The sequence below is a fragment of the Pseudomonas putida genome (assembly GCF_002025705.1).
Classification (GTDB): domain Bacteria; phylum Pseudomonadota; class Gammaproteobacteria; order Pseudomonadales; family Pseudomonadaceae; genus Aquipseudomonas; species Aquipseudomonas putida_J.
This window is the reverse complement of the sequence record NZ_CP018846.1, coordinates 5,206,974-5,233,337: the sequence shown is the minus strand read 5'-3', so window position 1 is coordinate 5,233,337 and position 26,364 is coordinate 5,206,974. Positions and strand designations below refer to the sequence as shown.

Below are 26,364 nucleotides of genomic sequence, written 5' to 3'. Positions count from 1 at the left end.
TGGGCCGCTTTGCGGCCCTTCGCGGGCAAACCCGCTCCCACACATGAATCGCATACTTGTGGGTGCGGACTTGCCCGCGAAGGGCTGCAGAGAAACCCCAGAAAACTCAAAATCCCCGCCTGATCTTGGCCTTGAGATCGGCATGAAAGAAATCCGCATTATCCCGGTCGACACTCGACCTATGCTCCGCTGGCAGAATCATCGCCCGCTGAAACGTGCACTCATCGTGATAGGCCCGCACGAACAGGTCGATATGCTTACGTTCTCGCATCACTGGCCACCTGCCAAGGTGCTCGGGTGGCTCGCCGCACCTACAATGGTAGAAACTCACCCGCCGATTGGCTGCCACTGCCGCCTCCAGTAGCCGGACAGTCCACCAGTCATCGCATGTTTCTGTGGGTAGCAGGCCGATCCAGTGGGTTGCATCGTTTATCTGCTGGCAGGCGCTGCCATGCGCGTCTTCGCGAGTGTGCCCGTCGGCGCCAAACTCCACCAGCTGTGCGGTAATGCCCTCAAGTAGCAGGCGTTCGTTGAGGATGAAGGCGTCAAGCCGCTCTTCGTGGCGGTAACTGATAAAAACCGGCATCGCGGTTGCCCTCCCTGATAGAAGACATGACCTTCAGGGAAAGTGAGGGATAGGGCAAGAGATGGCAGAAAAACCGGAGGCGTCCTACGCGCCCCGGTAATATTTCCTACAAATCAGTAACTATCTTCCGGCAGGCTGGCAATGATCGAGCGGTAGCTGTTCATCCGCTGCGGCTTGATGCGGCCATCTTCAAGGGCCTTGAGCAGTGCGCATCCTGGTTCGCGATCATGCTTGCAGTCGCGGAAGCGGCATGTGCCAAACAAGTCGCGGAACTCGATGAAACCATCTTCCACGTCGTCTCGGCTGACGTGGCCCAGGCCAAATTCGCGGATGCCCGGCGAGTCGATCAGGTCGCCGCCGTTGGGGAAGTGATACAAGCGCGCCGTGGTGGTGGTGTGCTGGCCCTGGCCAGACCACTCGGACAGGTCTCCCACGCGGGTGCCGGCATCCGGCAGCAGGCTGTTCACCAGCGACGACTTGCCCACGCCCGACTGGCCGACGAACACACTGATGTGCCCGTCGAGCATCTGCTGCAGGCGTTGCATGCCGTCGCCGTGGTGCGCAGACACCTCCAGCAGCGGGTAACCCAGTTCGCGGTAGACCTCGAGCAGCGCATGCAGGCCCGGGCCGTTTTCGGCGTCGATCAGGTCGGCCTTGTTCAGCAGCAGCAGCGGGCGGATACCGGCATGCTCTGCAGCCACCAGGTAACGGTCGATCAGGTTCGGGTGCGGCTCCGGCGCCGGGGCGAAGACGATCACGATCAGGTCGACGTTGGCCGCAACCGGTTTGAGCTGGCCATGGTTGTTCGGCCGGCACAGTTCGGTGCTGCGTGGCATCTGGGCGACAATTACGCCAATGCCCTGGTTGCCGGCACGCCAGACTACGCGGTCACCCGTCACCAGCGCCGGCAGGTTGGCCCGCAGGTGGCAGCGGAATACCTGGCCGGCGACTTCGCCGTCCTGGGCTTCCACCTCGACCTGCACGCCGAAGTGGGCGATGACCAGGCCCAGTTGCTCCGGCCCCAGGTCGCCGCCCTCCAGCTCTTGCAGCACGTGCTGCTCGCGTTTGGCGGCGCGAGCGGCGCGTTCGTTCTGGATTTTTTCGATACGCCAGTTCTGGCGACGATTGAGCTGGCGTTTGGCCATGGACCTTCCAAGGTGGGGCAAGTTGAAAACGGCAGGCAGTTTAGCACGCCAGGCCACGGACCATTCTGGTTACCTTTGCGCCGCGCATGCGCAGGCTGACGTCGCTAGGCTAATATGACGGCCTATACGAGGAGCCCCTTCATGCAGAACCCACAGAACCTGATCTGGATCGATCTGGAAATGACCGGACTGGACCCGGACCACGACGTCATCATCGAGATGGCCACTATCGTCACCGACAGCGAGCTGAACACCCTGGCCGAAGGCCCGGTGATCGCCATCCACCACAGTGACGAAGTGTTGGCGCGCATGGACGAGTGGAACACCCGCACCCATGGCGCCTCGGGCCTGACCCAGCGCGTGCGCGACAGCAAGGTCAGCATGGCCGAAGCCGAAGCGCAGACCATCGCCTTCCTCGAGCAATGGGTACCGAAAGGCAAGTCGCCGATCTGCGGCAACAGCATCTGCCAGGATCGTCGTTTTCTCTATCGTCACATGCGCGGCCTGGAGAACTACTTCCACTATCGCAACCTCGATGTCTCCACCGTGAAGGAGCTTGCCGCGCGCTGGGCGCCGGATGTGCGTGACAGCTTCAAGAAGGGCAGCACCCACCTGGCGCTGGACGATATCCGTGAGTCGATCGCCGAACTGCGTCACTACCGCGAGCATTTCATCAAGGTATGAGCCGAAAGGGCGCAGATAATGTGCTCTCGCCCTCTTTTGGTGCCTACGGCAACTGGTTAGACTGCGCGCCTTTCCCGCACGGACCCGCGCCATGTTGTTGATGCTCTACCTGATCGCCATCACCGCCGAGGCCATGACCGGCGCCCTGTCCGCCGGCCGCCGCGGCATGGACTGGTTTGGCGTGGTGCTGATTGCCTGCGTGACCGCCCTGGGTGGCGGTTCGGTGCGCGACGTGCTGCTCGGGCACTACCCGCTGACCTGGGTGAAACATCCGGAGTACCTGGTGTTGACCAGCCTCGCTGCGCTGCTGACGATCTTCATCGCGCCGATGATGCGCCGTTTGCGCTCGCTGTTCCTGGTGCTGGATGCGTTGGGCCTGGTGGCCTTTACCCTGATCGGCTGCATGACCGCGCTGGAGATGGGGCAAGGCATGCTGGTGGCATCGATCAGCGGGGTGATCACCGGGGTGTTTGGCGGGATCCTGCGGGATATCTTCTGCAACGACATCCCGCTGGTGTTCCGTCGCGAGCTCTATGCCAGCGTGTCGTTCGCCGCGGCGTGGTTCTATCTGGGCTGCGTGTATTTCAAGCTCCCGGCGGAGCAGGCGATGCTTCTGACCTTGTTCGGTGGCTTCCTGGTGCGCTTGCTGGCGATCCGTTTCCATTGGGAAATGCCCAAGTTCCACTACAACGACCAGCAGTAACCTGAATGCAATCCTTGTGGGAGCGGCTTTAGCCGCGAACACCGGCGCAGCTGGTGCCATGCACCGCGTTGTCTGCTTCGCGGGTAAACCCGCTCCCACAGGGGGCGCGACGGCTTTGAAAGCAGAGTATGGCGGTGCCTAGTGGATGCCGTGCCGGTCCAGCGCCCACTCCACATGTTCGCGCACCAGCTCCGACTCATCTTCCCGTCGAGCCTTCAACGCCTCGATGACCGGAATCGTGGAAGGCGCATTTCCCAGCCCCACCGCCAGGTTGCGCAAAAACCGCTCATACCCCGCCCGGCGCAGCGGCCCGCCCTCGGTCTTGCGCAGGAACGTGCGCTCGTCCCACAGGAACATTTCAGCCAACTCGGCATTTTCCAGCCCGTGCCGCGGCTGGAAGTCCTGCTCCTTGCTGTGATTGGCAAAGCGGTTCCATGGGCAGACGATCTGGCAGTCATCGCAGCCAAATACTCGATTGCCCATCATGGAACGCAATTCGACCGGGATAGGCCCGCGCAACTCGATGGTCAGGTAAGAGATGCAGCGTCTCGCATCCAACACGTAGGGGCCAACAAAAGCCTTGGTCGGGCAGATATCCAGGCACGCCTGGCAGCGCCCGCAGTGTTCGCTGGTATGCGCCTCGTCCACCGGCAGCGGCAAGTCGACGAACAGTTCGGCAAGGAAGAAGTAGCTGCCGGCCTTGCGGTTGAGCAGCAGGGTATTCTTGCCGATCCAGCCCAGCCCTGCCTGTTCGGCAAGAGCCTTCTCCAGCACCGGGGCGCTGTCGACGAAGGCGCGGTAGCCGAACGGGCCGATCGCTTCCTGGATGCGGTCTGCCAGAAACTGCACGCGCTTGCGCACCAGCTTGTGGTAGTCACGCCCCAGGGCATAACGCGACACGTAGGCTTTTTCCGGCTGGGCCAGGCGTTGCGCCATCTGTGTGTCGCCGGGCAGGTAGTCCATGCGCAGCGACACCACGCGTACCGTGCCGGGAATCAGCTGGTCGGGGTGGGCGCGCTTGCTGCCGTGGGCGCCGAGGTACTCCATTTCGCCCTGGTAGCCAGCGTCGAGCCAGCGTTGCAGGTGCTGTTCGTGTTCGCCAAGGTCGACACCGGCGATGCCGACATGGGCAAAACCGAGTTCTTGGCCCCAAGTCTTGATGGATTGGGCCAGTTGGGCGAGGTCAGGAGTACAGACGGACATGGATGGGCAGGCAATACGGGCTCAGGTGCGTATAATTCTGCCAGACATTGGAGCCTTTGACCCCATGCCGCAGACCAAACACCCCAGCAATGCCCCGCAATTGCTCAGCAGCGTGACCGTCGCACGCCTGCCGACACGTCATGCGCATGCCCATAAAGGCGACTTCGGCCATGTGCTGGTCGTCGGTGGCGACCTGGGCACCGGTGGCGCGGTACTGCTCAGTTCCGAGGCCGCGCTGCGCTGTGGAGCAGGGCTGGTCAGCGTGGCGACGCGCCCGGAGCACGTCGTGGCCGGGCTGGCGCGCATGCCGGAAAGCATGTGCCTGGGCGTTGATTCGGCCAACCAGTTGGTCGGCGTGCTGGAGCGTGCCACGGTGTTGGTGGTGGGCCCCGGCCTGGGCCAGGCGGCCTGGGGCCGCAGCCTGTTGTCGGCAGTGGCCAACGCCGAGCGGCCACAGGTATGGGACGCCGATGCCCTGAACCTGCTGGCCCGCACGCCGCTGGCACTGCCCAGCGGCAGCATCCTCACCCCGCACCCGGGGGAAGCGGCGCGGCTGTTGGGCATATCCACCGAGGCAGTGCAGGCCGATCGCCCAGGCGCGGCGCGCAAGCTGGCACGCCGCTATGCCAGTGTCTGCGTGCTCAAGGGCGCCGGTACATTGGTGGCGAACCCCTCCGGCCAACTGGCGCTGTGTGAGCGAGGCCACCCGGCGATGGCCGGTGCCGGCTTGGGTGACGTGCTGACTGGTGTGCTGGCAGCGTTGTTGGCCCAGGGGCTGGACGCCTGGAGCGCGGCGGGCCTGGGGGTATGGCTGCACGCCTGTGCAGGCGAACGTCTGGGCGTCAAAGGTAGAGGCCTGGCAGCCAGTGATCTGGCGCCGGTCATTCGTGAGTTGTTGGAGGAGCATTCTGCGTGTCTGGCTTAACCCTGTTTCTGGCCGATGAAGCGGCCACGGTCGATTTCGGCGCAAAACTGGCCGAGGTGACCGGCGGTCGTGGCGTGATTTTTCTGGAAGGCGACCTGGGGGCGGGCAAGACCACGCTCTCTCGTGGCTTGATCCGTGGCCTGGGCCATACTGGTGCAGTGAAAAGTCCGACTTTCACCGTGGTAGAACCCTACGAAATCGGTGATGTGCGCGCCTTCCATTTCGACCTGTATCGCCTGGTCGACCCTGAAGAACTGGAGTTCATGGGTATTCGTGACTATTTCGAGGGCGATCCGCTGTGCCTGTTCGAATGGCCACAAAAGGGTGCGGGCGTTTTGCCAAAGCCCGACCTGACCATTACCATAAGCCCCCAAGCGGGCGGCCGCTCGCTTGACCTTACGCCGCAGGGGGCTCGCGGCGAGGCCTGGTGCACTGCACTGGCCGAACACTATAAACAGTAAGTGGGGTAGGTATGCGCATACGCGCACTGGTCGCTGTGGTTGGATTGCTGCTGACAGCGGTGACCGTTGACGCTCTGGCCGTCACTCAAGTCAAGAGCGTGCGCCTGTGGCGCGCGCCGGACAACACGCGGCTGGTCTTCGATCTGTCTGGCCCCGTGCAGCATAGCGTCTTCACCCTGAGCGCACCCGATCGCCTTGTGATCGACATCAATGGTGCGACCTTGGCCGCGCCGCTGAACGTGTCGACCGCAAATACACCGATCAGTAGCGTGCGCTCGGCGCAACGTACCCCAACTGACCTGCGTGTGGTCGTCGACCTGAAGAAATCGGTCACGCCCAAGAGTTTTACCCTGGCGCCGAATGCCCAGTATGGCAACCGCCTGGTGGTCGACTTGTACGACCAGGAAGCCGACGCCATCGCCGCCACGGCGCCGACCCCGCCGCCAACGCCGGTGCAAACCCCGGCGACCACGCCTGCCGTACCAGTGACCCCGGCCCAGCCTGCGATCAAGCTGCCGCCGGTGCCTAGCGGCAAGCGCGACATCGTGGTCGCCATCGATGCCGGCCATGGCGGTGAAGACCCGGGCGCTTCCGGCTCGCGCGGCCAGCACGAGAAAGACATCGTGCTGCAGATCGCCAAGGAGTTGCAGCGCCAGATCAACACCGAGAAGGGCTACCGTGCCGAGCTGACGCGCACCGGTGACTACTTCATCCCGTTGCGCAAGCGCACCGAGATCGCCCGCAAGAAGGGCGCCGACCTGTTCATTTCGATCCACGCCGACGCCGCACCGTCGCGCGCCGCATTCGGCGCCTCGGTGTTCGCCCTGTCCGACCGTGGTGCCACCTCCGAGACTGCGCGCTGGCTGGCCGACACGGAAAACCGTTCCGACCTGATCGGTGGCGCCGGCAACGTCAGCCTCGACGACAAGGACCGCATGCTCGCGGGCGTGCTGCTCGACCTGTCGATGACTGCCACTCTGAGCTCCAGCCTGAACGTCGGGCAGAAGGTGCTTGGCAACATGGGCCGCGTGACGTCGCTGCACAAGCAGCGGGTGGAGCAGGCAGGCTTCATGGTGTTGAAATCGCCGGATATCCCGTCGATCCTCGTTGAAACAGGGTTCATCTCGAACAACAACGAAGCTGCCAAACTGGCCACTGCCAGCCATCAGCAAGCGTTGGCGCGTTCGATTCATACCGGCGTACGCCAGTACTTCCAGCAGAACCCGCCGCCTGGCACTTACGTTGCCTGGCTGCGTGACAGTGGCAAGATCGCCCAGGGCCCGCGTGAGCATACCGTGCGCCCGGGCGAAACCCTGGCGATGCTCGCCGTGCGCTACCAGGTCAGCGTGACCAGCCTGCGCAGCACCAACAGCCTCAAGACCGATGAGCTGAAAGTCGGCCAGCACCTCGATATCCCCGCTACCACGCTGGCTGCGCAATGAGTGGTGGTTCGCGCATCCAGCTGCTCAGCCCGCGGCTGGCTAACCAGATTGCCGCGGGTGAGGTGGTCGAGCGCCCGGCGTCGGTGGCCAAGGAACTGTTGGAAAACAGCCTGGACTCCGGTGCTCGGCGCATCGATGTGGAAGTCGAGCAGGGCGGTGTGAAGCTGCTGCGGGTGCGTGACGATGGCAGCGGCATTTCCGCCGACGACCTGCCGCTGGCCCTGGCTCGTCACGCCACCAGCAAGATTCGCGAACTGGAAGACCTTGAAGGCGTACTGAGCCTGGGCTTCCGTGGTGAGGCCCTGGCATCGATCAGCTCGGTGGCGCGCCTGACCCTGACTTCGCGTACCGCCAGTGCTGGTGAAGCCTGGCAGGTAGAGACCGAAGGCCGAGACATGACCCCGCGTGTGCAACCCGCGGCACATCCGGTCGGTACCTCGGTGGAAGTGCGCGACCTGTTCTTCAATACCCCGGCCCGGCGCAAGTTCCTCAAGGCCGAGAAGACTGAATTCGACCACCTGCAGGAAGTCATCCGTCGCCTGGCCCTGGCCCGCTTCGATGTCGGCTTCCATCTGCGCCACAACGGCAAGAGCATCCTCAGCCTGCATGAGGCGCATGACGAAACAGCCCGTGCGCGACGGGTCGGTGCCATCTGCGGCCCGGGCTTCATGGAGCAGGCGCTGCCGATCGATGTCGAGCGCAACGGCCTGCGCCTGTGGGGTTGGGTCGGTTTACCGACCTTCTCGCGCAGCCAGGCCGATTTGCAGTACTTCTTCGTCAATGGCCGTGCGGTGCGCGACAAGCTGGTTGCCCATGCGGTGCGCCAGGCCTATCGCGACGTGCTGTTCAATGGCCGGCACCCGACCTTCGTGCTGTTCCTCGAGCTCGAGCCGAACGGTGTCGACGTCAACGTGCACCCGACCAAGCACGAAGTGCGCTTCCGCGAGGGCCGCTCGGTTCACGACTTCCTCTATGGCACGCTGCACCGTGCCTTGGCTGACGTGCGCCCGGAAGACCAGCTGGCAGCGCCTGCCGCCGTGCCTGAGGTGGCTCGCCCGACAGGCCTGCAGGTGGGCGAGTTCGGCCCTCAGGGCGAAATGCGCCTGGCCTCGCCGGTGCTTGAACAGCCGCAGGCCCCGCAGCATTCCATTTCCAATGGCGGCAGTGGCGCCGGTTACCAGTACCAGTACACACCGCGCCCGTCGCAGCCGCTGCCGGCCGCCGAGTCCCAGGCGGTCTACCGCGAGTTCTACAAGCCGTTGAACGAGGGCGCGCCAGCCGCATCGGCGCTGCCGGAAAGCCAAGGCGATATCCCGCCGTTGGGCTATGCCCTGGCCCAGCTCAAGGGCATCTACATCCTCGCCGAGAATGCCGTGGGTCTCGTGCTGGTAGACATGCACGCGGCCCACGAGCGCATCATGTACGAACGCCTCAAGGTGGCCATGGCCAGCGAAGGCCTCAGCGGCCAGCCGTTGCTGGTGCCGGAAACCCTGGCGCTGAGCCAGCGTGAGGCCGATTGTGCCGAAGAGCACAGCCAGTGGTTCCAGCGCCTGGGCTTCGAACTGCAGCGCCTGGGCCCTGAAACATTGGCGATTCGCCAGATTCCGGCACTGCTCAAGCAGGCCGAGGCCAATCGCCTGGTGCAGGATGTGCTCGCCGACCTGATGGAATACGGCACCAGCGACCGTATCCAGGCGCACCTCAACGAACTGCTCGGCACCATGGCCTGCCACGGCGCCGTGCGCGCCAACCGGCGCTTGGCCATTCCCGAGATGAACGCCCTGCTGCGCGACATGGAAAACACCGAGCGCAGCGGTCAGTGCAACCATGGTCGCCCGACCTGGACCCAGATGGGTCTGGACGATCTGGACAAACTTTTCCTGCGCGGTCGATGACATGAGCGGCAAGCCCCCTGCGATATTCCTCATGGGCCCGACGGCGGCCGGCAAGACCGATCTCGCCATCGAGCTGACCAAGGTCCTGCCTTGCGAGCTGATCAGCGTCGACTCGGCGCTGGTCTACCGCGGCCTGGACATTGGTTCGGCCAAACCTTCCAAAGAGATTCTGGCGGCCTATCCGCACCGGCTGATCGACATTCGCGACCCGGCCGAGAGTTACTCTGCGGCACAGTTTCGTGCTGACGCCCTGGAGGCGATGGCCGAAATCACCGCGCGTGGCAAGATTCCGCTGCTGGTCGGCGGCACCATGCTCTATTACAAGGCCCTGATCGAAGGCCTGGCGGACATGCCGGCAGCCGATGCCGCGGTGCGCGCAGAACTCGAGGCCCAGGCCGAGGCGCTGGGCCTTGCCGAATTGCATCGGCAACTGGCGGAAGTGGACCCGGAGTCGGCAGCGCGTATTCACCCTAACGACCCGCAGCGGCTGATCAGGGCGCTGGAGGTGTATCGGGTGAGTGGCGAGAGCATGACGGCTCATCGCCAGCGTCAATTCGCGGAAAGTAGCGGCGCAGACGCAGGCGCGGGCGGGCATTTGCCCTATACTGTCGCGAGTTTGGCAATTGCGCCTGCGGATCGTCACATTTTGCATCAGCGAATTGCGCTACGATTTTCGCAGATGCTGGAACAGGGCTTCGTCGACGAGGTCCGATCGCTGCGAGCCAGAAGTGACTTGCACGCCGGGCTGCCGTCTATACGGGCAGTGGGGTATCGGCAGGTCTGGGACTACCTCGACGGCAAGCTGACTGAGAATGAGATGCGAGAACGCGGTATCATTGCCACTCGACAGCTAGCCAAGCGGCAGTTCACCTGGTTGCGTGGCTGGCCTGATGTGCATTGGCTCGACAGCCTGGCCTGCGACAATCTGTCCCGCACCTTGAAATACCTTGGGGCCGTCTCCATATTGAGCTGAGTCCCTGCTGATAGCCGTCTATTCTTGCGAAGGGGCGGCCTGACTTATCAATTTTTCTGATTTTCTATTATTTATCCTTACAGGAGTGCGGCATATGTCAAAAGGGCATTCGCTACAAGACCCTTACTTGAACCAACTGAGAAAAGAAAAGGTCCCGGTATCGATCTATCTGGTCAACGGGATCAAGCTGCAGGGCTCGATCGAATCCTTCGACCAGTTCGTGGTACTGCTGAAGAACACCGTCAGCCAGATGGTCTACAAGCACGCTATCTCGACCGTGGTTCCTGCCCGTCCGGTTCGCCTGCCAAGCCCGTCCGATTCCGAACACGGCGACAGCGAGCCAGGCAACGCCTGATAGGAGCCTGCATTGTTCTTTGAGCGCCACGGTGGTGGTGAGCGGGCGCTGCTCGTTCACTTGGAAGGTCAGAACCCTGAGGCGCGCGAAGACCCGCAGGAGTTTCAGGAACTGGCACTGTCGGCCGGAGCCGACATCGTCTCGTTGGCCACGGTAGCCAGGCATCAGCCTACGGCCAAATACCTGATTGGCAGCGGCAAGGTCGAGGAATTGCGCGACCTGGTCAAAGCCGAACAGGTAGACCTGGTGATTTTCAATCACACCCTCACGCCCAGTCAGGAGCGCAACCTCGAGCGAGTTTTCGAGTGTCGCGTGCTTGACCGTACGGGGCTGATCCTCGATATCTTCGCCCAGCGGGCGCGTACCCATGAAGGCAAGCTGCAGGTCGAACTGGCCCAGCTCGACCACATGAGCACGCGGCTGGTGCGCGGCTGGACCCACCTTGAGCGGCAAAAGGGTGGTATCGGCCTGCGTGGCCCGGGTGAGACCCAGCTGGAAACCGACCGCCGCCTGCTGCGGGTACGTATTCGCCAGATCAAGGGGCGCCTGGAAAAGGTACGCAGCCAGCGTGAGCAGGCCCGTCGTGGCCGCAAGCGGGCGGATATCCCCTCGGTGTCGCTGGTCGGCTATACCAACGCCGGCAAGTCCACACTGTTCAATGCGCTGACCGAATCCGAGGTGTACGCAGCTGACCAGTTGTTCGCCACGCTCGACCCGACCTTGCGCCGGCTCGAACTGGCCGACCTGGGGCCGATCGTGCTGGCCGACACCGTGGGCTTCATTCGCCACCTGCCGCACAAGCTGGTCGAGGCATTTCGGGCTACGCTCGAAGAATCGAGCAACTCGGACCTGCTGCTGCATGTGATCGACGCCCATGAGCCTGAGCGCATGGAGCAGATCGAGCAAGTGCTGGCCGTGTTGGGTGAGATCGGTGCCGAAGGCTTGCCGATCCTCGAGGTCTATAACAAACTCGACCTGCTTGAAGATGTCGAGCCGCAGATTCAGCGCGATGCCGATGGCAAGCCGCAGCGGGTCTGGGTATCGGCCCGAGATGGACGTGGCCTGGAGCTGGTCGGCCAGGCGATTGCCGAGTTGCTGGGGGATGATCTGTTTGTCGGTACCCTGTGTCTGGAGCAGCGTTTTGCCCGCTTGCGCGCGCAATTCTTTGCCCTGGGTGCCGTGCGGAGTGAAGAGCATGACGAAGAAGGGCGCAGCCTGCTGAGTGTTCGGCTGCCCAGGGTCGAGTTGAATCGCCTGGTCAGTCGTGAAGGCATGGAGCCGCAAGTGTTTGTCGAGCAACACACTTTGCAATAAATGCTCGGTGAGGTCGCCGGGCAGCAGTGGCAGGCATTCTGTAGCATTGGACGGCGCGCCGTGGGCGCGTCTTTGCTTTATCAGATGGAGAGCGCTATGGCTTGGAACGAGCCGGGTGGCAACTCGAACAATCAGGATCCCTGGGGCGGCCGTCGCGGTGGCGGCGGTGGTGGCGACAAGAAGGGTCCACCGGATCTGGACGAGGCCTTCCGCAAGCTGCAGGACAGCCTGAACGGCATGTTCGGCAGTGGCAAAAAACGTGGCGGCGGTGACCGCAATGTCGGCAAAGGTGGTGGCTTCGGCCTGCTGGGCATCGGCCTGGCGGTGCTCGCCGCAATCTGGCTGTACAGCGCCGTGTACGTGGTCGACGAGCAGGAGCAGGCCGTGGTGCTTCGCTTCGGCAAGTACTATGAGACGGTCGGTCCCGGCCTGAACATCTACTTCCCGCCAATCGATCGCAAGTACATGGAAAACGTCACGCGCGAGCGTGCCTACACCAAGCAGGGGCAGATGCTCACCGAGGACGAGAACATCGTCGAGGTGCCGCTGACCGTCCAGTACAAGATCAGCAACCTGCAGGACTTCGTGCTCAACGTCGACCAGCCTGAGGTCAGCCTGCAGCATGCGACCGACAGCGCCCTGCGCCATGTGGTGGGTTCCACCTCGATGGACCAGGTACTGACCGAAGGTCGTGAGCAGATGGCCGTGGATATCCGCGAACGCCTGCAGCGCTTCCTCGACAACTACCGTACCGGTATCACCGTCACCCAGGTCAACGTACAGAGCGCGGCAGCCCCGCGTGAAGTGCAGGAAGCCTTCGACGACGTGATCCGCGCCCGCGAAGACGAGCAGCGTGCCCGCAACCAGGCCGAGTCCTACGCCAATGGCGTGGTGCCGGAAGCCCGTGGTCAGGCCCAGCGCATCATCGAGGACGCCAACGGTTACCGCGACGAAGTCATCGCCCGTGCCAAGGGTGAGGCCGACCGCTTCACCAAACTGGTTGGCGAGTACCGCAAGGCGCCAGACGTGACCCGTCAACGCCTGTATCTGGAGACCATGCAAGAGGTCTACAGCAATTCGAGCAAAGTCCTGGTCACGGCCAAGGATGGGCAGAACAACCTGCTCTACCTGCCGCTGGACAAGATGGTCGAAGGCAGCCGCAACGCGGCCGCGCCAAGCACCAGCGTCAGCCCGTCGGTCAACGATGCGGCCTCGCGTGCGGCGCAGGACCTGCAACAGCAACAGCAGCCGCTGCGTACTAGGGAGAGCCGCTGATGAGCAACCGATCGCTGATCGCCCTGATCGCCGCTGTGGTCTTGGCCATTGTGGCCTGGAACAGCTTCTACATCGTGTCCCAGACCGAGCGTGCGGTATTGCTGCGCTTCGGTAAGGTGGTCCAGGCGGATGTCCAGCCGGGCCTGCATGTGAAGATTCCGTACGTGAACCAGGTACGCAAGTTCGACGCACGCCTGATGACCCTCGACGCCCCGACCCAGCGGTTCCTGACCCTGGAGAAGAAGGCAGTGATGGTCGACGCCTACGCCAAGTGGCGCGTCAAGGATGCCGAGCGCTTCTACACTGCCACTTCCGGCATGAAGCAGATCGCCGACGAGCGTCTGTCGCGTCGTCTGGAAAGCGGCCTGCGTGACCAGTTCGGTAAACGTACCCTGCACGAGGTGGTTTCCGGTGAACGTGACGCGCTGATGGCTGACATCACCGCTTCGCTGAACCGCATGGCCAGCAAGGAGTTGGGTATCGAGGTCATCGACGTGCGCGTCAAGGCCATCGACCTGCCGAAGGAAGTCAACCGCAGTGTGTTCGACCGCATGAGCACCGAGCGTGAGCGTGAAGCCCGCGAGCACCGCGCCAAAGGTAACGAATTGGCCGAAGGTATTCGCGCCGATGCCGACCGTCAGCGCCGTGTGCTGCTGGCCGAGGCCTATCGCGAAGCGGAAGAGACCCGCGGTGATGGTGATGCCCAGTCGGCCGCCATCTACGCCAAGGCCTACACCCAGGACGCCGATTTCTATGCGTTCTACCGTAGCCTGCAGGCGTACCGCGAGAGCTTCTCGAGCAAGAGCGACGTGCTGGTCCTGGACGCGAAGAACGAGTTCTTCCGCTTCCTGGACAAGAGCAAGCCGTGATGCTCAGGCCCTGATTTTCGTGCAGGGGCGCCCCGCCTGGCAGCTAAAACACCAGGCGGGGTGCATCCTGAATGAAAAGGGGTGTATGATGAGGCAGCCGGGAAATTTCCCGGCTTTTTTGCGTCTGCAAGGTTGATTGGCAAAGCGCCAGTTGACGGATTGGTCAGCTCGCAAGGCAATTCGAGGGTATCGGGTACGGTGGCTGCGCTGGGATCAGTGCTGCCCGCTGCTGTGCGCGATACCGGCTTTACTGACGGCTCGCCTGCTGGCAAGCCGCCCGGACCAGAGGGGAAATGGCGTAATGGCAACGGTAGACCGCTGGCTGCTGCCAGATGGCATCGAGGAAGTACTGCCACCTGAGGCTGCGCGTATCGAGATCGCGCGCCGTCAGGTGTTGGACCTGTTCCAGAGTTGGGGCTACGAGCTGGTCGTCACCCCGCATATCGAGTACCTGGAGTCGCTGCTTACCGGCGCCGGCCAGGACCTGGATCAGCGCACCTTCAAGGTGGTCGACCCGCAGTCGGGCCGCCTGATGGGCTTCCGCGCCGACTTCACCCCGCAGGTGGCGCGCATCGACGCCCACACCCTGCGCCGCGAAGGCCCGAGCCGCCTGTGCTACGCCGGTAGCGTGCTGCACGCCCAGCCGCGTGCCCTGTCCACCTCGCGCAGCCCGATTCAGCTGGGTGCCGAGCTGTACGGCGACGCCAGCCCGACCAGCGATGTCGAAGTCATCAGCCTGATGCTCGCCACGCTGCAACTGACCGATGTTGCCGATGTGCACATGGACCTCGGCCACGTCGGTATCTACCGCGGCCTGGCCCGTGCCGCCGGCCTGTCCGGCGCGGTCGAACAGCAGCTGTTCGACGCCCTGCAGCGCAAGTCGGTCGATGAAGTGCAGGCGCTGACCGCCGACCTGCCCAAAGACCTGGGCAACATGCTGCGCGCCCTGGTCGAACTGTGCGGTGGCCGCGAAGTGCTGGCCGAAGCCCGCGTGCGTCTGGGGCGTGCCCCGGCCAGCGTATTGGCAGCGCTCGACGACCTGCTGGCGATCGCTGATCGCCTGGCGTCGCGCTACCCGGACCTGCCGCTGTACTTCGACCTGGGCGAGCTGCGCGGCTACAACTATCACACTGGCGTGGTGTTCGCTGTGTTCGTCCCGGGCGAGGGTCAATCGATCGCTCAGGGCGGCCGCTATGACGACATCGGCGCCGATTTTGGCCGGGCACGTCCGGCCACCGGTTTCTCCACGGATTTGAAGACCCTGGTCACACTGGGGCGAGCGGAGGTCGTATTGCCAACTGGCGGCATCTGGATGCCGGACAGTGGCGACGCGGCCCTCTGGCAGCAGGTCTGCCAGTTGCGCAGCGAGGGCCAGCGTGTGGTCCAGGCTCTGCCTGGCCAACCGTTGAGTGCTGCTCTCGAGGCGGATTGTGATCGGCAATTGATTCAGCAAGACGGGCGCTGGCAGGTTCTGCCGCTGGCCCAGTGAGTTTCTGCGTCGGCAACAGGCCGGCAACCAAGTTTGCGTGAATGAGGACCAATGTAATGGGTAAGAATGTCGTCGTCCTGGGCACCCAGTGGGGTGATGAGGGCAAAGGCAAGATCGTCGATCTGCTGACCGAACATGCTGCCGCCGTAGTGCGCTACCAAGGTGGCCACAACGCGGGCCACACCCTGGTGATCAACGGTGAAAAAACCGTTCTGCACCTGATTCCCTCGGGCATCCTGCGTGAAGGCGTACAGTGCCTGATCGGCAACGGCGTGGTCGTTGCCCCGGACGCCCTGATGCGTGAAATCACCAAGCTGGAAGAGAAAGGCGTACCGGTGCGCGAGCGCCTGCGTATCTCCCCGGCTGCGCCGCTGATCCTGTCGTACCACGTGGCCCTGGACCAGGCCCGTGAAAAAGCCCGTGGCGAAGCCAAGATCGGCACCACCGGCCGCGGCATCGGCCCAGCCTACGAAGACAAGGTCGCACGCCGCGGCCTGCGCGTTGGCGACCTGTTCCACCGCGAGCGTTTCGCCGCGAAGCTGGGTGAGCTGCTGGACTACCACAACTTCCAGCTGGTGAACTACTACAAAGAGCCGGCCATCGACTTCCAGCAAACCCTGGACGAGTGCATGGCCTACGCTGAACAGCTCAAGCCGATGATGCTCGACGTCACCGCAGAGCTGCACAACCTGCGCCGCGCCGGCAAGGACATCATGTTCGAAGGCGCTCAGGGCTCGCTGCTGGACATCGACCACGGTACTTACCCGTACGTCACCAGCTCCAACACCACCGCTGGCGGTATCTCCACCGGTTCCGGCGTTGGCCCGATGTACCTGGACTACATCCTGGGTATCACCAAGGCCTACACCACTCGCGTTGGTTCCGGTCCGTTCCCGACCGAACTGTTCGACGAGACTGGCGCCGCCCTGGCCAAGCGTGGCCACGAGTTCGGTTCGACCACCGGCCGTGCCCGTCGTTGTGGCTGGTTCGATGCCGTTATCCTGCGTCGCGCTATCGACGTCAACAGCATCTCGGGCATCTGCCTGACCAAGCTGGACGTGCTGGACGGCCTGGAAACCATCAACATCTGCGTTGGCTACAAGAACGAGAACGGTGCCGTCATCGACGCCCCTTCCGATGCCGACAGCTACATCGGCCTGGAGCCGGTGTACGAAGAGATGCCAGGCTGGAGCGAATCGACCCTGGGTGTGAAAACCCTGGAAGAGCTGCCGCAAGCTGCGCGTGACTACATCAAGCGCATCGAAGAGCTGGTAGGCGCGCCGATCGACATCATTTCGACTGGCCCGGACCGTAACGAGACTATCGTTCTGCGTCATCCGTTCGCCTGATCTGCCCTCCAGGCTGATCTGACGCCGCGGTCCTGAAAAGGATCGCGGCGTTTTCATTTGTGGTGTGGGGCTGGCGACCTGCTAGACCTTGGCACATTTCCCTGCTGTGTACGGCACAACCCTTGCTGTAAGAAGTTTCTGTAGATGCCATCAAAATAGTGGCGCCAGAAAACACGAGGGTTAGACCGTGTCTGCCATCCTTTCACTGTTACGAAGCCGCCTCTTGCGGCCTGTGTTTGTTGCCCTTGGTATCGCCCTTTTGGTGCAAGTGCTGGTTGCCGTTGCGCTGACCCGCAGCACCGTGACTGCCCTGGAGGCCGACCTGGGCGAGCGCCTTGGCAAAGACAGCCGCCAACTCGCTGGCGAGCTGGAGCAGGCCGGGCAGGATGTGCGCGGTGGGCTCGAAAGCCTTTCCAGCAGCACCCGTCAGCGCCTGAGCGCAGGCCTTTCCACGCGGCTGCAGGACGAACAGCAGCAACTGCGCGCAACTCTGGAGAAAAACCTCAAGGACTCGGCCAACGACATGGCCGAACTGCTGGCCTCGGTCGCCCCGCGGGCGATCTGGGATAATGACGTGCCGATGCTCTCGGACTTCGCCCGCCGCGCCCAGCGCAACCCCAACGTGCTTTTCGTGATCTACGACGACGCCCAGGGCCAGCACCTGACCCGCTACCTGAATCGGCAGAACCCGATCAACCAGGCGCTTATCGAGAAGGGCCAGGGCGAGCGTGCACTGGACAAAGTACTCGAGGCTGCACGCCGCGATCCGTCGGTGTATTTCGTCGAAGCCTCGATCAACCCCAACGGTGCCGAGATCGGCAAAGTCCTGATGGGTGTTTCCACCGCCGGCGTTGACCAGGAGCTCAAGGCGCTCGACCAGCGTTTCAATGCCCTGATCGCCAGCGGTGAGCAACTGGTCGGCGATAGCCTGGGCGCTGCCGCTGCCGACAGTGGCAAGGCTCTACGTGAGCGCCTGGAAACCGCACAGTCCAGCGCCACTGCAATGCAGGCCAACACCGCGCAGACCGTGCGTGATGCGGCTGCCGAGCTGCGCTGGCGCATTGGCCTGGGGCTGGTGGTGGTGGGCCTGGGCGTGCTTCTGGTGGTGGCCTTGGTGCTAGGTCGCAAGGTGCTGAGCAAGTTGCGCCTGCTGATCGCCGCACTCAATGACCTGGCTGCCGGCGAAGGCGACCTGACCAAGCGCGTGACCCTCGACAGCCGCGACGAGATCGGCGACATGGCTTCAGCGGTAAACCGCTTCGTCGACAAGCTGCAGCCCATCGTCCGCGAGGCGGGCGAGGTGGCCCAGCGTACCGGAGTCGAGATCGGTGCAATGGCCCAGCGCAACGCCGGGGCCGATGCTGCGGCGGCGATGCAGCGTGACGAAGTGGCTGCCAGCCTGCGCGACCTGTCGAGCATGGCTGACGAGGCCCAGGCCGAAAGTCATGCCATGCAGGCGGCATTGCAGCAGGTGGTGGACATTCGCCAGGCGACTGATGAGAACAGCCGTTCCTCGACGCAACTGGCAAGCCTGATCGAGAACCTTGCCGGGCAGGTCGAAACGGGCTCGCAGGTGATCGAGCGCCTGGCCAAGCAGAGCGAGCAGATCGAAGTGGTACTGACCGTCATCCATGGGATTGCCGAGCAAACCAACCTGCTGGCCCTCAACGCTGCAATCGAGGCCGCGCGCGCTGGCGAGACTGGGCGCGGGTTTGCTGTAGTGGCCGATGAAGTGCGGGCGCTGGCGAGCAAGACCCAAAGCTCTACCGGCGATATTCAGGCGCACATTGCCGCCCTGCAGAAAGGCGCCAAGGAAGCGGTTGCGACCATCGGCCAGGCCGGGCTCAAGGCCAGCGAAGGGCTGCTGGTGCTGCGTGACAACGAGCGTCGCCAGCAGTCGGTGCAGGCCGCAGTGGAGCAGGTGCATGCGGCTATCGGCCTGGCCACCCGTGCAGCCGAGCAGCAAGCCCACGGCGCTCAGGCAGTGCGTGGGCGAGTGGAAAACATCCATGCCCAGGCCGAGCGTTCGGCTGAGGTGGTAATGCAGACTACGGCCAGCAGCAAGGTGCTGGATGACTTGGCGGCCCAATTACGCGCCAGTCTGGGTCAGTTCAGGGCTTGAAACCTGCACGGTTTCTTGTGGGAGCGGCCTTGCCGGGGCGCCGGACCGGTCGAAAAGGGCTGCGAAGCAGCCCCAGGATCTCTGTGTCGAAGCTGAAATTGCCGGGGCCGCCCTGCGGCCCTTTCCGACCGGTCCGGCGCCCCTGCAAGGCCGCTCCTATAGCGAGTCATGTTGCTATGCTGTCGGCGACACATGACAAAGGGAGTTGCTCATGTCCGCCCAGCTGGTCGCCGCCCAGGCTGACCTCGATTTCCTACACAGTGACAGCGTACAGCTCACTGCCCCGATGACCGCCCTGCAAGCCTACTGCGCCATGACCTCGCATGTCCCGGGCTGGTTGGCCAAGGCCTTTCGCCTTCGCGACTTCATCTCACGTCGTTTCAACGTCGCCGATATCCACGGCTTCTCTCCCTGCGATCCAGCGCGTGTACCAGCTGTCGGCGAGCGCCTGGACTTCTTCACCATCGAGGCCATCAGCGATCAGCAACTGGTCCTGACTTCTCGCGATACGCACCTGGCGGTGATGGTCTGCATGGGCGTGGACGGGCAGCGCTTGAGCGTGACAACGTCGGTAAAGTGCTTCAATACCTTTGGACGCCTGTACATGCTGCCAGTCGGGTTAGCACATGGGGCGATCGTGAAGCGCATGCTGCGCAATATCAAAGGAAGTAGCCCAGGCCGCGAGGCAGCCTGAGCTTCGTTTTCACGCCTTGTTGAGATACATCCGTGTGGTCAGCAGGTAGACCGGCAACCCCGACACCACGATCAACAACGCTGCATAAGGTGCCGCTGCGGCGAACTCGACGTTAGCGGTATGCGCCCAGACCTCTGTAGCCAAGGTGGTCATGCCAGTCGGGCTGAGCAGCAGGGTAGCTGTAAGCTCCTTCATGGCATCGAGGAACACCAGAGCAAATGCCGCCGCCATGGCCGGGAAGATGATCGGCAGGGTCACCCGGCAGAACGCCGCGAAGCTGCTGGCACCCAGGGTGCGGGCCGCTTCTTCGAGGGTCGGTGAAGCCTTGTTCAGCGCGGTGCGTACCGGCGCCTGGGCCAGTGGCAGGAACAACAGCGCATAAGCCAGCAGCAGCAGCGCGGTGGTCTGGTACAGCGCCGGCACGTAGTGCAGCGAGAACACCACCAGCGACAGGGCGATCACCAGGCCGGGCAGGGCGTGCAGCAGGTACGGCAGGCGCTCGGCCCACAATGCCAGGCGCCCCTTGTAGCGCACCACCAGGAAGCTGACCGGTAGCGCCAGCAGCACGCAGAAGCCTGCACCGCCCAGCGACACCGACAGCGAGGTGAGCAGCGCCTTGCTTATCGCCGCCACCGGGAAGGCTGCCGACGACCCCACACTCAGCCAGTAACCCAGCATGGCCAGCGGAATACCGCTGCCGAGAATCGCCAGGCCCAGGCAGAACAGTTGCGCCAACGGCATCCAGCCACGCAGCCGCACCGGTTGCCCGCGACGCGCCACGCCCTGGCCGATACGCACATGGCGGGCCTTGCCGCGCACGCGCAGTTCCAGCCACAGCATCAGCAGGCAAAGTGCCAAGAGCACGGCCGAGAGCATCGCAGCGTTGGCGTTGCTGAACTCCAGCTCGAACTGCTGGTAGATCGCCGTGGTAAAGGTCTGCAGGCCGAGGATCGACAGTGCGCCGAACTCGACCAGCATGTGCAGGGCGATCAGCAGCGCGCCGCCAAGCATCGACGGCCATAGCAGCGGCAGGGTGATCTTGCGGAACACGCCCCAACGGCTGTAACCCAAAGTGCGCGCCGACTCTTCAAGCGAAGTGTCCAGGTTGCGCAGGGTCGCTGCCACCGGCAGGAACACCAGTGGGTATTTGGACAGTGCCATGACCAGGATCGCCCCGCCCAAGCCTTCAAAGTCCGAGCTCAGCGACACCCAGGTGAAGCTGCTGACGAACGACGGCACGGCGAACGGCAGGCACAGCACCACGCCCCACAGCCGGCGGCCGGGCAGGTTGCTGCGCTCGAGCAACCAGGCCAGGGCCAGGCCGACCACCATGCACGCCAGCGTCACCCCGGCCATCAGCATCAGGGTGTTGCGCATCAGGCCCCAGACGAACGGGCGCCAGAGCAGGTGCAGGGCTTCCCGCCAGCCGGCTTCCCAGGCTTTCATGGCGACGTACAGCAGCGGCAGCAAGCTCATCGCCACCAGGAACAGCACAGGCAGCACCACCCAGATCGAGGGGCGCTTGCGGCGCGGCACGAAACGTACCGGCACCGGCTCGGACAGGGCGGCAGTCATCAGAGCAGGCCGACCTCGCGTTCAAGCTCGATCGCTTCCTCGGCATTGCCCAGGTCGGCTGGCGAGATCTTCGGCGGGCGCAGGTCTTCGAATGGCTTCAGGCCGCGGTCAGAGACCATGCCCTTGTGCAGCGGGTACTCGGCGGTGGTCTGGGTGATCACGCGCTGGCCTTCTTCGCTGGCCATCCAGTTGAGCAGGGCCTGGGCTTCTTTCGGGTGCTTGCTGGCCTTGACCACGGCGGCGCCGGAAATGGTAACCAGGTTGCCGGCATCGCCATCGGCCAGGTAGTAGAGCTTGGTGTCCAGCTTGCCGCGCTCACGTTCAAGCGCATACCAGTAGTAGTTGTTCACCAGTACCGCGGCGACTTCGCCTTTTTCCACGGCCTTGAGGGCGACCATGTTATTGGTGTAAGCCTTGCCGAATGCTTTCAGGCCGGTCAGCCATTCTTCGGTGGCCTCACGCCCGTGCATCTTCAGGATGGCCACAGCCTGCTCCTGGAAGGCGCCGCTGGTCGGTACATAGCCTACGCGGCCTTCCCACTCCGGGTTGGCGAAGTCCATGACGGTGGTCGGCAGGTCTTTCTCATCGACCTTCTTCGGGTTGAACACCACGATGCGGGTGCGGGCGGTGATGCCCATCCAGGTGCCGTTGGCGCCTACGTACTCCTTGGGCATCATGTTCGCAGTGGCGTCATCGATCTTGGCCAGCAGGCCCAGCTCGCCCAGGTTGTTCAGAGGCGGCGACTCTTCGGTATAGATGATGTCGGCCGGCGAGCGGTCGCCTTCCTCGATGATCTGGCTGGCCAGCTGGTTGCTGCTGCCCTTGCGGATATTGATGTGGATGCCGGTCTTGGCCTCGTAGGCCTTGGCGATGGCTTCGCCGATTTCCTTGTGCTGGCCGTTGTACATGGTCAGGGTGACCGGTTCATCTGCCAGGGCGGCCGGAGCGCCGATCACCAGGCTCAGAACTGCGGCAGCCAGGGTACGCATCAGCGGTTGCGGGCGGATCGTCATGCGGGTACTTCCTCGCTTACGGCTACATATTCGGAAACAATGGTAAACGAAATCGTTTCTCAAGTGGCCGAGTGACGAGAAATTCATGGGCAGACCAAGGTTTAACCTGTAAAGGTTTGTCTGCAGTGCTGGCCTCTTTGCGGGCAAGTCGGGGCGCCGAACCGCCACTTCCGCAGGGGTTGTGGTGGCAATTGGGGGAGGGGATATAAAAATCGCAGGCAAGAAAAAACCCACTAGCAAGCTAGTGGGTTTTTGTATGGTGCCCAGGAGAAGACTCGAACTTCCACGACCGTTAAGTCACTGATACCTGAAACCAGCGCGTCTACCAATTCCGCCACCTGGGCAAAGCTTTACATCATCTGGAGAAGGCGACTATCGTTCGCTTTCACACAGTAGTAACAGATCCTTGGTCATCTGTTACTTGAAAATATTTGGTGCCCAGGAGAAGACTCGAACTTCCACGACCTTGCGGTCACTGATACCTGAAACCAGCGCGTCTACCAATTCCGCCACCTGGGCACACATTCGAGATTAAAAGATGCTTTACAGCGCCGTTCATCTCTACTACAACTTCGGGCTTGTCCGTCGTTGTGGTGCGCACTATACGGACGGTCCGTGGGGCTGTAAACCCCCCAGGCAAAAAAAATTTCAAAAAATTCAACTTGTTGATTCCGAAGGCCTATTCCCCCTCTCTATACACAGCAGCGGGGGCTGTCCAAGGCTGACATTTCCGGTTTCAATACACACATGCCAGAATTCCTATCTATATACCCCAAGGTGAACCCCTTCTGATGGCCGATTGGCAATCCCTCGATCCCGAGGCCGCTCGCGAAGCGGAAAAATACGACAACCCCATTCCCAGCCGTGAGCTGATCCTGCAGCGCCTCGCCGACCGTGGTGAGCCGGCCGCGCGCGAGGAGCTGGCGGCAGAGTTCGGTCTTCACGAAGAAGACCAGATCGAAGCCCTGCGCCGCCGCCTGCGTGCCATGGAGCGTGACGGCCAGCTTATCTATACCCGGCGCGGCACTTATGCCCCGGTAGACAAGCTGGACCTGATCTGTGGCCGCGTTTCCGGTCACCGTGACGGCTTTGGCTTCCTTATCCCGGATGACGGCAGCGAAGACCTGTTCCTCAGCCCGGCGCAGATGCGCCTGGTGTTCGACGGCGACCGCGGCCTGGCCCGCGTTTCGGGCGTCGACCGCCGTGGCCGCCGCGAGGGCGTGCTGGTTGAAGTTATCTCCCGCGCCCATGAAAGCGTGGTTGGCCGCTACTTCGAAGAAGGCGGCATTGGCTACGTGACCCCGGACAACCCGAAGATCCAGCAGGAAGTGCTGGTCACCGCCGGGCGTAACGGTGGCGCCAAGATCGGCCAGTTCGTCGAAATCAAGATCACCCACTGGCCCACGCCACGCTTCCAGCCGCAGGGCGATGTGGTCGAGGTGATTGGCAACTACATGGCGCCCGGCATGGAAATCGACGTTGCCCTGCGCAGCTACGACATTCCACATGTCTGGCCCAACGATGTGGTCAAGGAAGCGCGCAAGTTCCGCTCCGAAGTCGAAGAGAAGGACAAAGAGAAGCGCATCGACCTGCGCCACCTGCCGTTCGTCACCATCGACGGCGAGGACGCCCGCGACTTCGATGACGCCGTCTACTGCGAACCGCTGGGCAAATTGCGCATGTTCTCCGGTGGCTGGCGCCTGTACGTGGCAATCGCCGACGTATCCAGCTACGTGCGCCTGGGTTCGGCCCTGGACAACGAAGCCCAGCAGCGCGGCAACTCGGTGTACTTCCCCGAGCGCGTGGTGCCGATGCTTCCCGAGGAGCTGTCCAACGGCCTGTGCTCGCTGAACCCGCACGTCGATCGCCTGGCCATGGTCTGCGAAATGACCATGAACAAAGCCGGCCAGATGGTCGACTATCAGTTCTATGAAGGCGTTATCCACTCCCACGCCCGTCTGACCTACAACAAGGTCAGCAGCATGCTCGAACATGCCCGCACCCGTGAGGGCAAGGCGCTGCGCGAGGAGTACAAGGAGGTCCTGCCAGACCTGAAGAACCTGTACAACCTGTACAAGGTGCTGGTGGATGCCCGCCATACCCGGGGCGCCATCGACTTCGAGACCCAGGAAACCCGCATCATCTTCGGTGAGGACCGCAAGATCGCGGAAATCCGCCCGACCGTGCGCAACGATGCCCACAAGCTGATCGAAGAGTGCATGCTGGCGGCCAACGTCGCCACTGCAGCGTTCCTGCAGAAGCACGAAGTGCCGGCGCTGTACCGCGTGCACGATGGTCCGCCGCCAGAGCGTCTGGAAAAACTGCGCGCCTTCCTCGGCGAGCTGGGCCTGTCGCTGCACAAAGGCAAGGATCCTTCGCCGAAGGATTACCAGGCGCTGCTGGCGAGCATCTCCGGCCGCCCGGACTTCCACCTGATCCAGACCGTGATGCTGCGTTCGTTGAGCCAGGCGGTGTACAGCACCGACAACAATGGCCACTTCGGTCTGAACTACGAAGCGTATACTCACTTCACCTCGCCGATCCGTCGTTACCCGGACCTGCTGGTGCACCGCGCCATCCGCAGCGTCATCCGTTCCAAGGTCGATACCCCGCACGTCAAGCGTGCTGGCGCCATGAGCATCCCCAAGGCGCGTATCTACCCGTACGATGTGAATGCCCTCGAGCAGTTGGGCGAGCAGTGCTCGATGACCGAGCGCCGTGCCGATGAAGCCACGCGTGATGTGGTCAACTGGCTCAAGTGCGAGTTCATGAAGGACCGCGTCGGCGAGACCTTCCCGGGTGTGATCACCGCGGTCACCGGTTTCGGCCTGTTCGTCGAGCTGACCGACATCTACGTCGAAGGCCTGGTGCACGTCAGTGCGCTACCGGGTGACTACTACCACTTCGACCCGGTGCACCACCGCCTGTCGGGTGAGCGTACCGGGCGCAGCTTCCGCCTGGGCGACACCATCGAAGTGAAGGTCATGCGCGTCGACCTCGACGAACGCAAGATCGACTTCGAAGTCGCCGAGGCGACCCTCAGCGGCCCGATTGGTCGCAAGCAGCGCGGTGCAAGCGCAACCCCGGCTCCAGCCGCTGGCAAGGCCGACAAGGCCGAGCCGCAGCCAGCCATGGAAGCGAAAGCCACGCCTAAGCCGCGCAGCCGCAAGGGCGAGGCCTCCGAGGCGTACTTCCCCAAAGATGCCGTGCAACGCAACGCTGAAGTGCGCAAAAGCCGTGAGATGAAAAAGGCGTTGATGACTGACGCCCGCAGCAGCGCAGGCAGCAAGGCAGAGAAGGGTGGCAAGCCTTCGGGCAAGCCGACCAAGCATCGTAAAGGCCCGCCGAAATCCGGTGCGCCACGCAAGAGCAAGAGCAAGTCATGAGTCAGCTGGAAAAGATCTACGGCGTGCACGCCGTGCAGGCATTGCTGCAGCACCATCCGAAGCGGGTCAAGCAGATCTGGCTGTCGGAAGGGCGCAGTGAGCCGCGCATCCAGGCGCTGCTGGAGCTGGCCGCAGAAAACCGCGTGCCGGTTGGTCAGGCCGAGCGCCGTGAGCTGGACGCCTGGGTCGAGGGCGTGCACCAGGGCGTGGTTGCCGAGGTCAGCCCGAGCCAGGTGTGGGGCGAGTTGATGCTCGAGGAGTTGCTCGAGCGCAGCGAAACACCGCCTCTGATCCTGGTGCTGGACGGCGTGACCGATCCGCACAACCTTGGTGCCTGCTTGCGTACTGCCGATGCGGCCGGCGCCACAGCGGTGATCGTGCCCAAGGACAAGTCGGCAACCTTGACGCCTGTGGTGCGCAAGGTGGCCTGCGGGGCGGCTGAGGTGATTCCGCTGGTGGCCGTGACCAACCTGGCGCGTACGCTGGAGAAACTGCAGCAGCGTGGCCTGTGGGTGGTGGGTACCGCTGGCGAGGCCGAGCAGGAGATTTACCAGCAGGACCTGACCGGCCCACTGGTGATGATCATGGGTGCAGAAGGCAAGGGCATGCGCCGGCTGACCCGCGAGCATTGCGATTTCCTGGTGAAGTTGCCGATGAGCGGTAGCGTGAGCAGCCTTAACGTGTCGGTCGCGACGGGCGTCTGCCTGTTCGAAGCCGTACGCCAGCGTCAGGCCAAGCGCTGATTTTCAGCCTGTAACGGCGTCTTCGCGGGCAAGCCCGCTCCCACAGGGGGCGCACAATGCGTGAGCCCTGTGCAGTACCTGTGGGAGCGGCCTTGCCCGCGAAAGAGCCGGTAGCCTGTGAATATGTTTCAGGCTGTTCAAATAATCACCAATCACCTTGCTT

General features: G+C 63.1%; 21 protein-coding genes, 2 tRNA genes and 2 pseudogenes. 18 read left to right on the top strand and 7 right to left on the bottom strand.

The features are described from left to right. Positions 1–106 precede the first annotated feature (106 nt). Together BUQ73_RS23785 and rsgA are read right to left on the bottom strand one after the other, a co-directional pair. Positions 107–586: a molecular chaperone Tir gene (locus BUQ73_RS23785; RefSeq protein WP_079229921.1), complete on the bottom strand. Its 480-nt coding sequence runs from the start codon at positions 584–586 to the stop codon at positions 107–109. 113 nt (positions 587–699) lie between these two features. Next, complete coding sequence (gene rsgA / locus BUQ73_RS23780) at positions 700–1,731, bottom strand: small ribosomal subunit biogenesis GTPase RsgA (protein WP_027920739.1); 1,032 nt, start codon at positions 1,729–1,731, stop codon at positions 700–702. 141 nt (positions 1,732–1,872) lie between these two features. On the opposite strand from rsgA, the gene orn reads away from it, so the two are divergent. Together orn and BUQ73_RS23770 are read left to right on the top strand one after the other, a co-directional pair. After that, positions 1,873–2,415: an oligoribonuclease gene (orn, locus tag BUQ73_RS23775; RefSeq protein WP_079229920.1), complete on the top strand. Its 543-nt coding sequence runs from the start codon at positions 1,873–1,875 to the stop codon at positions 2,413–2,415. 91 nt (positions 2,416–2,506) lie between these two features. Then, a complete protein-coding gene (locus tag BUQ73_RS23770; protein WP_027920741.1) occupies positions 2,507–3,118 on the top strand; it encodes a trimeric intracellular cation channel family protein in 612 nt (203 codons plus the stop codon). A gap of 138 nt (positions 3,119–3,256) precedes the next feature. Here the strand turns inward: BUQ73_RS23770 and queG are convergent, their stop codons facing one another. Beyond that, positions 3,257–4,321, bottom strand: a complete 1,065-nt coding sequence (queG, locus tag BUQ73_RS23765) for a tRNA epoxyqueuosine(34) reductase QueG (RefSeq protein ID WP_079229919.1) — start codon at positions 4,319–4,321, stop codon at positions 3,257–3,259. A gap of 64 nt (positions 4,322–4,385) precedes the next feature. On the opposite strand from queG, the gene BUQ73_RS23760 reads away from it, so the two are divergent. From BUQ73_RS23760 to BUQ73_RS23700, 14 genes and pseudogenes are all read left to right on the top strand, one after another. Beyond that, positions 4,386–5,246: an NAD(P)H-hydrate dehydratase gene (locus BUQ73_RS23760; RefSeq protein WP_079229918.1), complete on the top strand. Its 861-nt coding sequence runs from the start codon at positions 4,386–4,388 to the stop codon at positions 5,244–5,246. Next, positions 5,234–5,707: a tRNA (adenosine(37)-N6)-threonylcarbamoyltransferase complex ATPase subunit type 1 TsaE gene (gene tsaE / locus BUQ73_RS23755; protein WP_079229917.1), complete on the top strand. Its 474-nt coding sequence runs from the start codon at positions 5,234–5,236 to the stop codon at positions 5,705–5,707. Before BUQ73_RS23760 ends, tsaE begins: the two co-directional genes overlap by 13 nt. An 11-nt stretch (positions 5,708–5,718) precedes the next feature. Further along, positions 5,719–7,149: an N-acetylmuramoyl-L-alanine amidase gene (locus tag BUQ73_RS23750; RefSeq protein ID WP_079229916.1), complete on the top strand. Its 1,431-nt coding sequence runs from the start codon at positions 5,719–5,721 to the stop codon at positions 7,147–7,149. Then, positions 7,146–9,044 (top strand): DNA mismatch repair endonuclease MutL, encoded by a 1,899-nt coding sequence (mutL, locus tag BUQ73_RS23745; protein ID WP_079229915.1) that lies wholly within the window; start codon positions 7,146–7,148, stop codon positions 9,042–9,044. The genes BUQ73_RS23750 and mutL overlap by 4 nt, the downstream gene beginning before the upstream one ends. Position 9,045: 1 nt before the next feature. Further along, the gene (gene miaA, locus BUQ73_RS23740; protein ID WP_079229914.1) at positions 9,046–10,017 is read left to right on the top strand and encodes a tRNA (adenosine(37)-N6)-dimethylallyltransferase MiaA; all 972 of its coding nucleotides are present in this window, start codon (positions 9,046–9,048) and stop codon (positions 10,015–10,017) included. Between the two features lie 94 nt (positions 10,018–10,111). Further along, entirely contained in the window at positions 10,112–10,372 is a 261-nt protein-coding gene (gene hfq, locus BUQ73_RS23735; RefSeq protein WP_027920748.1) for an RNA chaperone Hfq, read from the top strand. 12 nt (positions 10,373–10,384) lie between these two features. After that, positions 10,385–11,686, top strand: a complete 1,302-nt coding sequence (gene hflX, locus BUQ73_RS23730) for a ribosome rescue GTPase HflX (RefSeq protein WP_060510652.1) — start codon at positions 10,385–10,387, stop codon at positions 11,684–11,686. 96 nt (positions 11,687–11,782) lie between these two features. After that, positions 11,783–12,961, top strand: a complete 1,179-nt coding sequence (gene hflK, locus BUQ73_RS23725; RefSeq protein ID WP_027920750.1) for an FtsH protease activity modulator HflK — start codon at positions 11,783–11,785, stop codon at positions 12,959–12,961. Beyond that, entirely contained in the window at positions 12,961–13,830 is an 870-nt protein-coding gene (gene hflC / locus BUQ73_RS23720; protein WP_079229913.1) for a protease modulator HflC, read from the top strand. The genes hflK and hflC overlap by 1 nt, the downstream gene beginning before the upstream one ends. A 301-nt stretch (positions 13,831–14,131) precedes the next feature. Further along, positions 14,132–15,319 (top strand): ATP phosphoribosyltransferase regulatory subunit, encoded by a 1,188-nt coding sequence (locus BUQ73_RS23715; RefSeq protein WP_079229912.1) that lies wholly within the window; start codon positions 14,132–14,134, stop codon positions 15,317–15,319. A 56-nt stretch (positions 15,320–15,375) separates the two neighbouring features. Next, positions 15,376–16,668 (top strand): adenylosuccinate synthase, encoded by a 1,293-nt coding sequence (locus BUQ73_RS23710; RefSeq protein WP_079229911.1) that lies wholly within the window; start codon positions 15,376–15,378, stop codon positions 16,666–16,668. Between the two features lie 523 nt (positions 16,669–17,191). Continuing rightward, a pseudogene (locus tag BUQ73_RS29070) lies at positions 17,192–17,884 on the top strand (methyl-accepting chemotaxis protein); the annotation flags it as partial. 390 nt (positions 17,885–18,274) lie between these two features. Beyond that, positions 18,275–18,790: pseudogene (locus BUQ73_RS29065) on the top strand (methyl-accepting chemotaxis protein); the annotation flags it as partial. Positions 18,791–19,001: 211 nt separating this feature from the next. Beyond that, on the top strand, positions 19,002–19,484 hold the full coding sequence (locus tag BUQ73_RS23700; protein WP_079229909.1) for a DUF2867 domain-containing protein: 483 nt from the start codon (positions 19,002–19,004) through the stop codon (positions 19,482–19,484). A 9-nt stretch (positions 19,485–19,493) separates the two neighbouring features. On the opposite strand, the gene BUQ73_RS23695 is transcribed toward BUQ73_RS23700, so the two are convergent. The 4 genes from BUQ73_RS23695 to BUQ73_RS23680 all read right to left on the bottom strand — a co-directional run bounded on the left by BUQ73_RS23695 (position 19,494) and on the right by BUQ73_RS23680 (position 22,591). Then, on the bottom strand, positions 19,494–21,059 hold the full coding sequence (locus BUQ73_RS23695) for an ABC transporter permease (protein WP_027920754.1): 1,566 nt from the start codon (positions 21,057–21,059) through the stop codon (positions 19,494–19,496). Then, positions 21,059–22,072: an extracellular solute-binding protein gene (locus BUQ73_RS23690; protein WP_079229908.1), complete on the bottom strand. Its 1,014-nt coding sequence runs from the start codon at positions 22,070–22,072 to the stop codon at positions 21,059–21,061. Before BUQ73_RS23690 ends, BUQ73_RS23695 begins: the two co-directional genes overlap by 1 nt. 257 nt (positions 22,073–22,329) lie before the next feature. Then, positions 22,330–22,416, bottom strand: a tRNA-Leu gene (locus BUQ73_RS23685). Positions 22,417–22,504: 88 nt separating this feature from the next. Beyond that, positions 22,505–22,591: transfer RNA gene (locus tag BUQ73_RS23680), tRNA-Leu, on the bottom strand. A gap of 272 nt (positions 22,592–22,863) precedes the next feature. Here BUQ73_RS23680 and rnr point away from each other — a divergent pair. After that, a complete protein-coding gene (rnr, locus tag BUQ73_RS23675; RefSeq protein WP_079229907.1) occupies positions 22,864–25,458 on the top strand; it encodes a ribonuclease R in 2,595 nt (864 codons plus the stop codon). Next, the gene (rlmB, locus tag BUQ73_RS23670) at positions 25,455–26,201 is read left to right on the top strand and encodes a 23S rRNA (guanosine(2251)-2'-O)-methyltransferase RlmB (protein WP_027920757.1); all 747 of its coding nucleotides are present in this window, start codon (positions 25,455–25,457) and stop codon (positions 26,199–26,201) included. Before rnr ends, rlmB begins: the two co-directional genes overlap by 4 nt. The last annotated feature ends 163 nt before the right edge of the window (positions 26,202–26,364 follow it).